At 66.3% G+C, this 13,747-nt stretch carries 11 protein-coding genes; 5 read left to right on the plus strand and 6 right to left on the minus strand.

Translation table 11 applies throughout. The annotated features are described in order from the left end of the window. Positions 1-367 precede the first annotated feature (367 nt). The 3 genes from ACEF39_RS16405 to ACEF39_RS16415 form a co-directional block, all read right to left on the minus strand. A complete protein-coding gene (locus ACEF39_RS16405; RefSeq protein WP_500285822.1) occupies positions 368-2,086 on the minus strand; it encodes a thiamine pyrophosphate-dependent enzyme in 1,719 nt (572 codons plus the stop codon). Positions 2,087-2,196: 110 nt separating this feature from the next. Then, a complete protein-coding gene (locus ACEF39_RS16410; protein ID WP_500285823.1) occupies positions 2,197-3,057 on the minus strand; it encodes an XAC2610-related protein in 861 nt (286 codons plus the stop codon). A 36-nt stretch (positions 3,058-3,093) separates the two neighbouring features. Beyond that, on the minus strand, positions 3,094-3,570 hold the full coding sequence (locus tag ACEF39_RS16415; RefSeq protein ID WP_500285824.1) for a DUF3574 domain-containing protein: 477 nt from the start codon (positions 3,568-3,570) through the stop codon (positions 3,094-3,096). Between the two features lie 240 nt (positions 3,571-3,810). On the opposite strand from ACEF39_RS16415, the gene ACEF39_RS16420 reads away from it, so the two are divergent. From ACEF39_RS16420 to otsA, 4 genes are all read left to right on the plus strand, one after another. After that, positions 3,811-6,243, plus strand: coding sequence for a TonB-dependent receptor plug domain-containing protein (locus ACEF39_RS16420; RefSeq protein WP_500285825.1), 2,433 nt, complete (start codon positions 3,811-3,813; stop codon positions 6,241-6,243). Between the two features lie 181 nt (positions 6,244-6,424). Then, positions 6,425-7,183: a trehalose-phosphatase gene (otsB, locus tag ACEF39_RS16425; protein WP_500285826.1), complete on the plus strand. Its 759-nt coding sequence runs from the start codon at positions 6,425-6,427 to the stop codon at positions 7,181-7,183. 38 nt (positions 7,184-7,221) lie between these two features. Then, the gene (locus tag ACEF39_RS16430; protein WP_500285827.1) at positions 7,222-9,003 is read left to right on the plus strand and encodes a glycoside hydrolase family 15 protein; all 1,782 of its coding nucleotides are present in this window, start codon (positions 7,222-7,224) and stop codon (positions 9,001-9,003) included. Further along, positions 9,000-10,364 (plus strand): alpha,alpha-trehalose-phosphate synthase (UDP-forming), encoded by a 1,365-nt coding sequence (gene otsA / locus ACEF39_RS16435; protein WP_500285828.1) that lies wholly within the window; start codon positions 9,000-9,002, stop codon positions 10,362-10,364. The genes ACEF39_RS16430 and otsA overlap by 4 nt, the downstream gene beginning before the upstream one ends. Before the next feature lie 67 nt (positions 10,365-10,431). Here the strand turns inward: otsA and ACEF39_RS16440 are convergent, their stop codons facing one another. Genes ACEF39_RS16440 through rluD form a run of 3 tightly spaced genes read right to left on the minus strand, consistent with a single transcriptional unit; the run spans position 10,432 to position 12,616 of the window. Beyond that, positions 10,432-10,860: a thiol-disulfide oxidoreductase DCC family protein gene (locus ACEF39_RS16440; RefSeq protein ID WP_500285829.1), complete on the minus strand. Its 429-nt coding sequence runs from the start codon at positions 10,858-10,860 to the stop codon at positions 10,432-10,434. Next, entirely contained in the window at positions 10,860-11,627 is a 768-nt protein-coding gene (gene pgeF / locus ACEF39_RS16445) for a peptidoglycan editing factor PgeF (RefSeq protein WP_500285830.1), read from the minus strand. The genes ACEF39_RS16440 and pgeF overlap by 1 nt, the downstream gene beginning before the upstream one ends. After that, positions 11,627-12,616, minus strand: a complete 990-nt coding sequence (gene rluD, locus ACEF39_RS16450) for a 23S rRNA pseudouridine(1911/1915/1917) synthase RluD (RefSeq protein WP_500285831.1) — start codon at positions 12,614-12,616, stop codon at positions 11,627-11,629. Before rluD ends, pgeF begins: the two co-directional genes overlap by 1 nt. 113 nt (positions 12,617-12,729) lie before the next feature. Between rluD and ACEF39_RS16455 the strand changes: the two genes are divergently transcribed. Beyond that, on the plus strand, positions 12,730-13,614 hold the full coding sequence (locus ACEF39_RS16455; RefSeq protein WP_089236594.1) for an outer membrane protein assembly factor BamD: 885 nt from the start codon (positions 12,730-12,732) through the stop codon (positions 13,612-13,614). Positions 13,615-13,747: the final 133 nt, after the last annotated feature.

Genomic DNA, 13,747 nt, shown 5'->3' on the forward strand with positions numbered 1-13,747 from the left:
ATCAAAAGCAGAAGCCGGACGCTTCGCTCGCGAGCCGGGCATGGCCCGGCTCTACAGAGATCACATCCGTCGATATGCCCAGAAATCCATCCACGCATCGCGTGGATGGACGTGGCGACCAAGGTCGACACCCACCAAGAGCAGGCCATGCCATTCCGACAGATCGCGGAAATCTGTCGAAGGCGGGGTGGGTCCGGTTGCGGGGGTGTCCGCGGCATGGATGCCGCGGCCAAGCCCCCATGGACGGGTTTACGGCGTCCCCCGCAACCGGACCCACCCCGCCATCCCACCGATACCCCGCTTTTGACGTTGACGTTGACGTTGCCTCTGCGGGTGCAGGGCGCAGCCCTGCATCACACCCAACCTTCTACTTCTTCAGGAGGTTGTCCACCAGCAGATGCTTCACGTCATCGATGCGACCGCTCAGCACCGCCTTCGCCGCGTACAGCGCCGTGCCCGCCACCTGCTTGGCCTCGATCTGCGGCGGCATCACCAGCTCCGCGCGACTGGTGTGTACATCCAGCAGCGCCGGCCCACGCTGGGCCAGGAAATCCTGCACCGCTTCTTCCAGGTCCTCGCTGCGGGTCACCGTGCGGCCATGGAAGCCGATCACCTCGGCCAATCGCCCGAAGTCCGGATTCTTCAGGTCGGTGTAGTTGTCCAGCAGGCCTTCCACCTTCTGCTCCAGCTCGACGAAATTCAGCGAGCCGTTGTTGAACACCACCACCTTGATCGGAAGATTCTCCTGCACCGCGGTCAGCAGGTCGCCCAGCAACATCGCCAACCCACCATCGCCGGACAACGAAATCACCTGCCTTCCCGGAAATGCCTTCTGCAGCCCCAGCGCCTGCGGCATCGCATTCGCCATCGTGCCATGCAGCAGGCTGGTCAGCGTGCGGCGCCTGCCGTTCACCCGGATGTGCCGCAGCACCCACACCATCGGCGAGCCACCGTCAGCGGTGAACAGCGCATCGTCGGTCGCGTACTTCGACAGCAGCGCGGTCAGGTGCTGCGGATGGATCAGCTCGCCTTCACCCGGCTGCTCCTCCTGCTCGCGCTTCTTCAGCGCCTTGTCGCGGTGCTCGATGCATTCGTCCAGGAAACTGCTGTCTTCGCGCGGGGGCAGCATCGGCAGCAGGGCATCCAGCGTCGGTGCGATATCGCCGACCACGCCCAGGTTCACCGGATGGCGTCGACCGAGGTGGCTGCCGTCGCAGTCGACCTGGATGATCGTGGCCTTGTCCGGATAGAACTGGCCCCAGGCGAAATCCGCGCCGAGCAGCAACAGCGTGTCGCACTCCATCAACGTGTGGAACCCGGATTCGACGCCGAAGACTCCGGTCATGCCCATGTTGTACGGGTTGTCCGGTTCGACGAAGTCCTTCGCACGCGATGTGTGCGCCACCGGGGCCTGCAGGCGCCGTGCCAGTTCCAGCAGCTGCGCATGTGCACCCTGGCAGCCGGCGCCGGCATAGATGCCGATGCGCTTGCCCTGCCCTAGCAGTTCGGCGATGTGCTGCAGCTCGGCCTCGGAGGGGCGCAGCACCGGCTGGGTGTAATGCACCGAGAACGGCACATCGTGCTTCACTTCCGCTTCGCTGATGTCGGCCGGCAGGATCACCACCGCCACGCCGCGACGGCTGATGGCCGCCTGGCAGGCCAGCGCCACCACGCGCCGTGCCTGGGCCGGGCTGTGCACCTGCTCGCAGAACACGGTGCAGCTGCCGTACACCGCCTTGAAATCCACTTCCTGCGGGAACTCCATGCCGAGTTCGCTGGTGACCACCTGGCTGGCGATCAACACCATCGGTGCACGGTTGCGGTTGCTCTCGAAGATGCCGTTGATGAAGTGCAGGCCACCAGGCCCGCACGAGCCCGCGCAGGCGGTCAGCTGGCCGCTGATCAATGAATCGGCACCGGCCGCGAACGCCGCGACCTCTTCGTGGCGCACATGCACCCACGCGATTTCACTGCGATGCAGTGCGTCGGTGACATGGTTCAGGGTGTCGCCGACGATGCCATAACAACGGCGGACGCCCGCCTGCTGCAGGGTATCGACGACGATCTCGGCAACGCGCTTGCTCATTGGGACTACAACCTTGCAAGGGGGAAACCCGAGGCTAGACCCGGTGAAGTGATGCTCCCGTGGGCAAGAGGCCGATCGCCTTGTCGTGCAAACTCCGGGCAGCGCTGCCGTCAATCGTTGACGTTGATCCAGCCCTCGATCGCGCCCTGTTTCGGAGTGCGGTAACGCACCTTCACCCAGCCATCCTGCTCATCAAGCATCTCCACCTGATCGCCCTGTACCAGGTAGCGCTTGGTGCTTGATGCGCCGGGCCGGTCGAACAGGAACAGGCGCGCTGGCACCACGGTGGCTTCCTGGCCCCGCAACGGTGCGCCGCTGGGTGGTGCGCCCAATCCGTCACCAATGGCGCTTTCAAGCACCTTGCCGACAGGGTCATAGGTGCGCCACACCGCCAACGGGCCTTGGCTTTCGGTCTCTTTCCAGTGCAGCGCCTGGTTGAGCGTATCGCCCAGCATCAGCACATTTTCACCGCGATACAGATAGAGCTGCGGTCCGTTGAAGCGATACACGTCGGTGTACCACATCGGCCCGCTGCGGCAGCTGGCAGTCAGCGTGCGCGTGGCGGCATCGGCGGTGAGGCCCATCAGTTCGCCACACTGGTCTTGTCCATGGGTCACCGCCTTCAGCGCGCGGAATTCACCACTGCCCACGTCGAAGCGATAGACCACAACGGCCTCATTGACCATGCCCACCGCCGCGCGCGCGACCAGTTCAGGGTGTCCATCGAAATCGAGGTCCTCCGCGCTCAGGCGCGAATTGCCATCGGCGTCCGGCGCGCCAGGCAGGCGCTGGCGCTTCCCTGCCGGCTGCAGCAGCACGGCAAGCATGCCGTCCTCCTGCACCTCGGCCGTCACCTGCACGCCCGCTGCCGGCGAGAACCGCAGCGGGCCCTGGTCCTCATCCTCGGCCTGCGCCACGGGCGCCAACACGCCGGCAAGCATCGCGCCCAACAACACATCCCTGGGTCTCATCGTCATTCCCTGCTGCGCCACTATGGCGCCTCTGGGTCAGAACGATACGTCAACCGCCTGCCGCGACCACAGCACCGACTGGTGTTTGGTCTGCTGCTTCCACGCCAGACGGATCGCTTCGATGTCCGCGCGGCGCTGCGGGCTGTCCTCGTGCAGCACCACCAGCACCTTGGTGCGCAGGCGGTTGGGTGCCGCATCGCCACGGAACAGCCACTGGCCGTAGGCATCGAACACGGTCAACCCATCCGGGAAGCGCGGCGTCACTTCCTTGTCGAGGAACGCGCGCCACTGCGCATCGCTGATGGTGTCGGCCTGCGGGCGGTCACCGGCGCCCTGCTCCTCGCCCACGCCGAAGTACAGCTCGCTGCGCACCCAGCCGTGGCCGCTGGACGGACGCGCGGCGTCGCCCTGCAGGTCGGCGGTGGTGGCATAGGCGCTGGGCGCCTTGGAGGACAGGCTGGCGCAGCCACTGGTGGCCAGCAGCACGGCGAAGACAAGGCCAAGGTGTTTCATCGGGAACAGCACTCCGGGAAGGGGAAAAAGCACGACGAAGGGGCACGGAGGGTACACCTGCGCCTCGGTTGCGGCTGCAACCAATGGCCTCATGCCGGCAGGGCATGAAGTGATGCGATGGGAGCCGGGGCTTGCATCGCACCACCTCCTCACGCCAAGATAATATATCGCTTCATCCGGATGGATGTAAGTTAAACTATTTGCCTCCCCCTTCCCCACGTCGTTGCTGCTGGAGTCCGCATGTCCCCCCGCCTGTCCGCGTCGCCGCTCGGCCTCGCCATCGCGCTCGCCCTGTCCCCCGCCCTGGCTTCGGCCCAGGACGCCGCCACCAACCTGGACACGGTGATCGTCACCGGTACCCGCGCCGCCGACCGCACCGTGCTCGAATCCACGTCGCCGGTGGACGTGCTGACCGCCGAGGACATCCGCAAGGCCGGCGTGGTCAACGGCGAGCTGGGCAGCGCGCTGCAGGCCCTGCTGCCCTCGTTCAACTTCCCCCGCCAGTCCAACTCCGGCGGCGCCGACCACGTGCGCGCCGCGCAGTTGCGAGGGCTGTCGCCGGACCAGGTGCTGGTGCTGATCAACGGCAAGCGCCGCCACCACACCGCGCTGGTCAACACCGACAGCAAGATCGGCAAGGGCACCACCCCGGTCGACTTCAACGCAATCCCGGTCAGCGCCATCAAGCGCATTGAAGTACTGCGCGATGGCGCCGGTGCGCTGTACGGCTCTGACGCCGTGGCCGGCGTGATCAACGTGATCCTCGACAACGGCGGCGACGGCGGCGAGATCGAAGCCAGCTACGGCGCCAACCACACCGACCTCAAGCCGATCGGCCGCACCCTCACCGATGGCCAGACCGGCAACCTCAGTGCCAAGGTCGGCACCTCGCTGGGCGAAGACGGCGGCTTCCTGCGCGTCGGCCTGGAATACAAGAAGCGCAACGGCACCAACCGCGCTGGCTTCGACCAGATTCCGCCGTGGGACCAGACCGAGGCCAATCTTGCCCTGCAGGGCAAGCGCAACTACGTGCTCGGTGATGGCGCCAGCAAGGACATCAATCTGTGGCTGAACACCGAGATCCCGGTCGGCAAGACCGCGACGTTCTATGCGTTCGGTACCTTCAACCAGCGTGACACCGAAGGCGCGAACTACTTCCGCTACCCCGATGGCGATGCCAACTGGAAGGATATCTATCCGAACGGCTACCGGCCGATCTCCGAAGGCGAGAACCGCGACGTGCAGGCGGTGGCCGGTATCCGTGGGCAGTGGGGTGAATGGAGTTATGACGGCAGCCTGGATTACGGCCAGAATGACTTCACCTACCGCCTGCGCGACTCGCTGAATGCCTCGCTGGGCCCGACCAGCCCGACCCGCTTCAAGACCGCGGACTACGAGTACGCGCAGACCGTGGGCAACTTCGACCTGAGCCGCGTGTTCTCGCAGAGCGACAGCATCAGCCACACCCTGGGCCTGGGCGCCGAAGCCCGCCACGAACGCTACCAGACCCGTCCAGGCGACCCGGCCAGCTACGCCGCCGGCCCGTACACCGATCGTCCCACCGGCTCGCAGGCAGGCGGTGGCCTGACTCCGCAGGACGCGGCGACCTTGTCACGCGATGTGGCCAGCGCCTACGCAAGCCTGTCCAGCCAGTTCGGCGAAAAATTCTCCACCGACCTGGCCGCGCGCTACGAGCACAGCGATGACTTCGGCGGCGAACTGACCGGCAAGCTCGGCCTGCGCTACGAGTTCACCCCGGCGTTCGCCCTGCGCGGCGCGATCTCCAACAATTTCCGCGCACCGTCGCTGGCGCAGATCGGCTACGAGTCCACCTCCACCGGCTACAACGCCGGCGGCCAGCTGGTGCAGGGCCGCCTGCTCTCGGTCAACAACCCCATCGCCCGTGGCCTGGGTGCGCAGGACCTGAAGCCGGAGAAGTCGCTGAACACCTCGCTCGGCTTCACCAGCCGCATCGGCGAGCACTTCGACCTGTCGCTGGACTTCTTCCAGATCGACATCGACGACCGCATCGCCTTGTCCGAGAGCATCACCGGCGATGCGCTGACCGATTATGTGGCCACCAACTACGGTGTTGCCGGCCTGCAGAGTGCAAGCTTCTTCGTCAACGCCGCCGACACGCGTACCCGCGGCGCCGAGCTGGTGAGCAACTGGCGGCAGTCGCTGGGCGATGGCCAGCTGCTGCTCACCGGCACCTACGCCTACACCAAGACCACGCTGAAGAACGTACTGGCCACGCCCGCGCAGCTGCAGGCACTGGACCCGGACTACGTGCTGTTCGGCATCGAAGAGACCAATACGCTGACCGATGCCACCCCGCGTACCCGCAGCAGTTTCTCAGCCGCTTGGAGCAACGACCGCTGGTCGCTGAGCAGCCGGGTGAACCGCTACGGCAGCGCCACCCGCGTATTCAACTTCGGTGATGGCTACATTCCGCGCCAGACCTACCAGGCCGAGTGGCAGCTGGATGCGGAAGTGGAATACCGCATCACCCCGCAGTGGAGCGTGGCCATCGGTGGGCAGAACCTGACCGACAACTACCCGGATCGCTCCAACGAGGACATCCACTACTTCGGCAACCTGCCCTACGACGTGCTGTCGCCGATTGGCAGCAACGGTGCGTATTACTACGGTCGCGTGCGTTACACGTTCTGATTGCTCTGGGTGTGATTGCCTTGGGTGGGTGCGGACCGTTGGTCCGCACAGCATGCCGACCAACGGTCGGCACCCACCGGGACGCCATTGATCGCTGCGGGTGGGTGCGGACCGTTGGTCCGCACCCGCCGTAGCCTGCCCTCGACCCCGCATACACGCCATCGGTGGCATCATGTTCGCCATGGCTGAACCGCTCCCCCTGCGTCCGCCACCTCCATTGCTGGACGACGCCTGCGCGTTGTTTCTCGATGTGGATGGCACTCTGATCGAATTCGCTGCACGCCCCGACGCCGTGCAGCTTCTCCCCGATGTGCGTGAAGCCATCGGCCGCATCAGCGATCGACTGGAAGGTGCCGTGGCACTGGTCAGTGGTCGCCCGCTTGAACAGCTGGACCTGCTGTTCGCACCGCTCAAGCTTCCCGCCGCGGGCTTGCATGGCCACGAGCTGCGCGCACAGGATGGGCGCGTGATACGCGATGAGCATGGCGATGACACCGCCGACTGGCTGCATGCCCTTCATCAACAAGCCATGCGTTTCGCCCATGGCCATCCCGGCGTTCTGGTGGAAGACAAGGGGGTAGGCCTGGCCCTGCACTGGCGGGGTGCGCCGCATGCAGCCAACGACGTGCGCGCCTTCGCCGACCGCCACCTGCGCGGCCGTGCCAGCTATCGCCTGCAGCCGGGCGACCATGTCGTCGAATTCGTCCCCGTCGGTACCAACAAGGGCCGCGCCGTACGCCGGCTGATGCAGTATCTGCCGTTCCGTGGGCGTCTGCCGGTGTTCCTCGGCGATGACCTGACCGATGAATTCGGCTTCGATGCGGCCAATGGCCTGCATGGCTGGAGCGTGCTGATCGGCGAACGTGAACCCAGTGCAGCGGTGTTCGCGCTGCCCGACATACGCAGCGTGCACGCCTGGCTGCGTGAGAATGCGTATTGACCCCGGCCCCCACGGCCGCAACCGAGATGTACCGCGTGATGACCCAACCTGATCTTGATCTGGGCGTGGTCGGCAACGGCAGCTTCGGCGCCCTGGTCGACAAACACGCCCGTGTTGTCTGGAGTTGCCTGCCGACCTTCGACGGCGACCCGACCTTCTGTGCCCTGCTCAGCCCCAACCAGCAGACCGGCGGCGACTTCGCCATCGAGCTGGAGGACTTCGCCGACAGCGAACAGGAGTACCTGACCAACACCGCGATCCTGCGCACCGTGCTGCGCGATGCACATGGCGGCGCACTGGAAATCCTCGATTTCGCCCCGCGCTGGCGCCAGAACGATCGTTTCTACCGGCCGGTCAGCCTGATCCGCCAGGTGCGCCCGTTGTCCGGCAGCCCGCGCATCGTGATCCGTGCCCGCCCACTGGCCGACTGGGGCGCGCGCGTGCCCGAGTCCACCTGGGGCAGCAATCACGTGCGCTGGATCCTGCCCGAGCATGTGCTGCGCCTGACCACCGACGTCCCGGTGCGCTTCGTGCGTGATGGCTTGCCGTTCGTGCTCAACCATCCCATCCACCTGATCCTGGGCGTGGATGAATCGCTCAACCGCTCCATCAGCGGCTACGTGCAGGAAGCCTTCCAGCGCACCCGCGACTATTGGCGCGAATGGGTGCGCTACCTGTCCATTCCGCTGGAATGGCAGGACGCGGTGATCCGCAGTGCGATCACCCTCAAACTCTGCCAGTACGAGGACAGCGGCGCGATCATCGCGGCAATGACCACCTCGATTCCGGAAGCGCCCGGCAGCGTGCGCAACTGGGATTACCGCTACTGCTGGCTGCGCGATGCCGCCTTCGTGGTGCGCGCGCTGAACCGTCTGGGCGCCACCCGCACGATGGAGCAGTTCCTCGGCTACATCTTCAACCTGGCCACCACTGACGGCACGCTGCAGCCGCTGTACGGCATCGGTTTCGAGGCCAAGCTGGACGAGGACGAAGTACCCAGTCTGTCCGGCTACCGCGGCATGGGCCCGGTGCGGCGCGGCAACCTGGCCTGGGTACAGCGCCAGCACGATGTGTACGGCAGCGTGGTGCTGGCCTCCACCCAGCTGTTCTTCGACCGCCGCCTGCAGGACCCCGGTGACAGCCACACCTTTGCCCGGCTGGAACCGCTGGGCGAACAGGCCTACGCCCTGCACGACGTGCCCGATGCGGGCCTGTGGGAATTCCGCGGCCGCACCGAAGTACACACCTACACCAGCGCGATGTGCTGGGCGGCGTGCGATCGGTTGTGCAAGATCGCCGTGCGCCTGAAGCGTGATGACCGCGCGCAGTACTGGCGCGAGCGTGCCGACACCATCCACGCACGCATCATGGAAAAATCCTGGAGCGAGGAGCTCGGCCACTTCACCGATACCTTCGATGGCCATCGCCTGGATGCATCGTTGCTGCTGCTGGCCGACATCGGCTTCATCGACGCCAACGACGCACGCTTCGTCGCCACCGTTGATGCCATCGGCCGCGACCTCAAGCACGGCAATGCGTTGTACCGGTATATCGCGCCGGATGATTTCGGCGAACCGGAAACCAGCTTCACCATCTGCACGTTCTGGTACATCGATGCGCTCGCTGCGATCGGCCGCATGGATGAAGCGCGCGACATGTTTGAAGCGCTGCTGCAGCAACGCAACCATCTTGGCCTGCTGTCGGAGGACCTTGCGTTCGACGGTGGTGAAGCCTGGGGCAACTTCCCGCAGACCTACTCGCATGTCGGCCTGATCACCGCGGCCATGCGCCTGTCGCGGTCCTGGCAGGAGGCTTCATGAGCCGCCTGGTCATTGTTTCAAACCGTGTTGCCGTCCCTGGCGAGAACCGTGCCGGCGGCCTCGCCGTGGGCCTGCTGGCGGCACTGAAGGAACGCGGCGGGCTGTGGTTCGGCTGGAGTGGAAAGAGCGTGCGCGAGGCCAGTGGCACGCTGCACGAACAGCGCGACGGTGACATCCAGTACGTCACCATGGATCTGGCCAAGCGCGATGTGGACGGCTACTACAACGGCTTCGCCAACCGCACACTGTGGCCACTGCTGCACTTCCGCCTGGACCTGGTCGACTACGACCGCGGCACCCGCGAGACCTACCACAGGGTCAACGCGCTTTTCGCCGACAAGCTCGCGCCGCTGCTTCGCGAGGACGACATCGTCTGGATCCATGACTACCACCTGATTCCGCTCGGTGCGATGCTGCGTGAGCGCGGTATCGGCTGCCGCATCGGCTTCTTCCTGCACATCCCGATGCCCTCGGCCGACCTGCTGCAGGCCATGCCCGACCATCTGCGGCTGTTCTCGGCGCTGTATGCCTACGACCTGGTCGGCTTCCAGACCCAGCGCGATGCCGATCGCTTCCAGACCTACCTGCGGCTGTTCGGCGGCGGCCGCGTACTCGACAACGGCAACCTCGAAGCGCCCGGTGGACGCCACTTCCGTGCCGCGGCGTTCCCGATCGGCATCGACACCGCGCTGATCGCCCGCCAGGCCAGCACCGCAGCCAGCAAGGCGGCAGTGAAGAACCTGCGCAGCAGCCTGCGCGACCGCCAGCTCGCCATCGGCGTGGATCGCCTGGACTACTCCAAGGGCCTGCCCGAGCGTTTCCTCGGCTTCGAACGCTACCTGCAGCGTCATCCCGACCAGCGCGGCTCGCTCACCTACCTGCAGATCGCTCCCGTCTCACGCGGCGATGTCACCGAGTACCGGCAACTGCGCAGCCAGTTGGAGCAGATCGCCGGCCACATCAATGGTGGCCATGCCGAGCCGGATTGGACACCGCTGCGCTACGTCAACCAGAACTTCACCCACGCCACGTTGACCGGCTTCTACCGTGCCGCCGCTGTCGGCCTGGTCACCCCGCTGCGCGATGGCATGAACCTGGTGGCCAAGGAATACGTGGCCTCGCAGGACCCGGAAGACCCCGGTGTACTGGTGCTGTCCCTGCTGGCCGGCGCGGCCGATGAACTGAAGCAGGCGCTGCTGGTCAACCCGCACGATCTGGATGGTGTGGCCGATGCCATCGCCACCGCCGCGACGATGTCGCTGCACAGGCGCAAGGAGCGCTGGCAGGCGATGATGGAGCACCTGCGCACGTACGACATCAACCACTGGCGCCGCAGCTACCTCGAGGCGCTGGAAGGCTGACTGAAAAGGGGACGGAGGGGATTAAGTCGTTTCTGCCACAAACGACTTAATCCCCTCCGTCCCCTCTTCAATCCAGGAAGCGCGCGGCCTGTGACGGCGTCGGCAGGAAGCAGGCGTCATGCCGCCCGAACCAGCGATAGCGGTTGCGTGCCAGCACACGGTACGCACCATCGCGCCAGCGCCGTGGCAGCACGCGCAGCACGGCCGCCAGGCGCCAAGCACCGCCCAGTGCCCGTAGAACGCGCAGGATCGCATCGGTATCGGTCCACGCGCCGCCCTGCCCGTCCAACAGCAGGAACGAGGTCGGGTCGTGCGCGTCCAGGCCGTGCGCCCGCAACAACGCGCTGCCCTGCGCGCCCTGCATCGCCGCGAAGCGAAAGCGCTCCTGGCGGTCGAACCGCAGCAGGAAACGCACCCAGCGGCTGCACAACGCGCAGACGCCGTCGAAGACAATCACGCCGCCAGGTTCTGCCCCCGCAGCGTGATAACCCCGCATCAGTCCATCCACACCAGCGTCGCCATCCGGCCGGTACGACGGTCGCGGCGATGCGAGTACAGATCCGCATCGGCCATGGTCGAGACCGTGCCGCCGTGGATGTTGCCCAGGTCCATGCCCGCCGCCTGCAGGCGCTGTCGCGCCAGCGCGAACAGGTCCACTTTCCAGTGACCGGGCCGGGTTGCCACGAAGGCCGCCGCAGCGGCCGCAGCGTGGCCGACGAAGGCGTGGTACACCTCTTCGCCGATCTCGTAATCGGCCGGTCCCGCTGCCGGGCCCAGCCACGCCCGCAGCTGTGCCGGCGGCGTCTGCATGGCGGCCACGGTGGCCTCCAGCATGCCGTCGGCCAGGCCACGCCAACCGGCATGGGCAGCGCCCACCTCGCTGCCATCGACAGCGGCGAACACCACCGGCAGGCAGTCCGCGGTGAGGATCGCCAGCACCACGCCGGATACCGACGTCACCGCGGCATCGGCTACCGGTTCGCTGGCCCCCTCCACCGGCGGCGCAGCGAAACGCAGTACGGTGCTGCTGTGCACCTGGCGCAGCCAATGTGGCGCAGACGGCAACGCCAGCCCCTGCTGCAGCAACTGCCGGTTGTGCTCGACGTTGGCCGGCGTGTCACCGTCGGCGGCGTGCCGGTTGCCCAGGTTGAACTGGGCGAACGGCTCCGGCGAGACGCCCGCGCCGTGCCGGCGCGTAGTCAGTGCATGCACGCCCGGGGGCGTCGGCCAATCGGCCTGCAGCAGTGGCAGCGCGGTCGTCATTACCAGCGGTTCCGCTCGCGCTCGGCGAAGGCAGCGCTGTCTTCGCGCAGCACCTTCATCAGGTGCAGCATGTCGGCCGGCGCCGGTGCCGTGTTGCGCACCGGCTCACCACTGATCGGATGCACGAACTCCAGGGTCTCTGCATGCAGGGCCTGGCGCTTGAAGCCGCGCAGCGCGGCCACCAGCTCATCGCTGGCACCCTTGGGCAGCTTCAGCGCACCGCCGTACAGCTGATCGCCCACGATCGGATGGCGCAGGTGCGCCATGTGCACGCGGATCTGGTGGGTACGCCCGGTTTCCAGGCGGCATTCCAGCGCGGTATGCGCACGGAAGCGCTCGCGCAGGCGGTAATGGGTCACCGCTTCCTTGCCATCCTCGCGCACGCCCATCTTCAGGCGGTCGCGCGGGTGACGGTCGATCGGCGCATCGGCCGTACCACCGGCCACCAGCGCACCCATCACCACGGCCAGATACTGGCGGTGCACGTCACGGGCGGCCAGCTGCTCGACCAGCGCGGTCTGCGCTTCCAGCGTGCGGGCCACGACCATCACGCCGCTGGTGTCCTTGTCCAGGCGATGCACGATGCCCGCGCGCGGCAGCACCGCCACCGACGGGTCGCGGTACAGCAGCGCATTGACCAAGGTGCCGCTGTGGTTGCCGGCGCCGGGGTGCACGACCAGGCCAACCGGCTTGTTGATCACCAGCAGGTGCTCGTCCTCGAACAGCACGTCCAGCGGGATGTCTTCCGGCTCGGCAGTGGTCTGGGCTTCCAGCACCACCTGCAGGGTGACCACCTCGCCGCCGCGCAGTGCATCGCGCGGGCGCGCCTGTGCGCCGTCCAGCAGGACGTCGCCGGCCTTGATCCACTCGGTCAGGCGGGAGCGGGAGTATTCGGGGAACAGCTCGGCCACGACCGCGTCGAAACGACGGCCGGCGGAGGTGTCGGGGACAATGGCCTGGCGGGCCGATTCGGAGGGTTGTTCAGACATGGCAGGGGGCATCTTTGAAATTTTGGGGTCCCGGCGAGCCGGTTTCAGTCGCTGGACAGGACACTAGGCTATCATCGACCCTTCGTATTCCAGCCGCGTCCCGCATTGACCCCATGATCCGACGCTCCGTCCTGCTCTCCGCGCCCGTCCGCCTCACCGCCCTTCTGCTGGTGCTGGTCATCGTCGCCACCGGCTGCAACCGCGGCACCAAGGGCGATCGCCCTGATGAAGGCACCCCGGTCGAACAGCTCTACGAAAAGAGCCACAAGCTGATGCAAGGCGGCAACTGGAGCGGCGCTGAAGCCAGCTTCCGCCGTCTGGTGGCACAGTATCCCTACGGCCCGTACACCGAGCAGGCGATGATCGAATCGGCCTACGCCCAGTACAAGGCCGGCAAGCACGATGACGCGGTGTCCAGCATCGACCGCTTCATCCGCACCTACCCGACCCACCGCAACATCGCGTACCTGTACTACCTGCGCGGCCTGGCCAACTCCAACCGCAATACGGTTTTCCTGCGTCGCGTATGGTCGCTGGACGCAAGCCGCCGCGATCTGTCCACGCCCCACCAGGCGTATTCAGACTTCAACATCGTGGTCGACCGCTACCCCAACAGCCGCTATGCCGCCGACGCGCGCCAGCGCATGCTGGTGCTGCGTGACGTATTCGCCCAGCACGAGCTCGACAACGCCCTGTACTACATGCGCCGCGGCGCCTGGGTCTCGGCCGCCGGCCGCGCCAACTACCTGCTGGAAACCTACCCGCAGAGCGCGTTCCAGAACGATGCCGTGGCGGTGCTGGCAGACTCCTACACCCACCTGGGTAACAAGACCCTGGCCGATGACGCCCGCCGCGTCCTGCAGCTGAACCAGCCGGACCACCCGTGGCTGGAAGGCAAGTGGCCGAAGTACCCGTGGATGATCCGCAAGCTCAACCCGTTTGCCGGCGAGAAGTCCGCCGCCACCGGCCAGCGCAACGCGCGACTGGAAAAGAAGTAAGAAAAGAGGCCCCGCAAGGGGCCTTTTTTTGCCTGGCGCCATCGCTAGGAATTCTTCGAATCCGCGATCGCTGCGACGTCCGTCCCAGTCAGCGCGAAGGACAGCTTTCAGACTGCGGCGCAAAGGCCATCCC

Source organism: Stenotrophomonas indicatrix (assembly GCA_041545745.1).
GTDB classification, from domain to species: Bacteria; Pseudomonadota; Gammaproteobacteria; order Xanthomonadales; family Xanthomonadaceae; genus Stenotrophomonas; species Stenotrophomonas indicatrix_A.

Bases quoted from the DNA above. Each gene is read 5' to 3' on its own strand.
- ACEF39_RS16420 (WP_500285825.1), top strand. From the start codon at position 3,811: ATGTCCCCCCGCCTGTCCGCGTCGCCGCTCGGCCTCGCCATCGCGCTC.
- ACEF39_RS16405 (WP_500285822.1), bottom strand. From the start codon at position 2,086: ATGAGCAAGCGCGTTGCCGAGATCGTCGTCGATACCCTGCAGCAGGCG.
- pgeF (WP_500285830.1), bottom strand. From the start codon at position 11,627: ATGACGACCGCGCTGCCACTGCTGCAGGCCGATTGGCCGACGCCCCCG.
- ACEF39_RS16415 (WP_500285824.1), bottom strand. From the start codon at position 3,570: ATGAAACACCTTGGCCTTGTCTTCGCCGTGCTGCTGGCCACCAGTGGC.
- ACEF39_RS16440 (WP_500285829.1), bottom strand. From the start codon at position 10,860: ATGCGGGGTTATCACGCTGCGGGGGCAGAACCTGGCGGCGTGATTGTC.
- ACEF39_RS16455 (WP_089236594.1), top strand. From the start codon at position 12,730: ATGATCCGACGCTCCGTCCTGCTCTCCGCGCCCGTCCGCCTCACCGCC.
- otsB (WP_500285826.1), top strand. From the start codon at position 6,425: ATGGCTGAACCGCTCCCCCTGCGTCCGCCACCTCCATTGCTGGACGAC.
- ACEF39_RS16430 (WP_500285827.1), top strand. From the start codon at position 7,222: ATGACCCAACCTGATCTTGATCTGGGCGTGGTCGGCAACGGCAGCTTC.
- ACEF39_RS16410 (WP_500285823.1), bottom strand. From the start codon at position 3,057: ATGAGACCCAGGGATGTGTTGTTGGGCGCGATGCTTGCCGGCGTGTTG.
- otsA (WP_500285828.1), top strand. From the start codon at position 9,000: ATGAGCCGCCTGGTCATTGTTTCAAACCGTGTTGCCGTCCCTGGCGAG.
- rluD (WP_500285831.1), bottom strand. From the start codon at position 12,616: ATGTCTGAACAACCCTCCGAATCGGCCCGCCAGGCCATTGTCCCCGAC.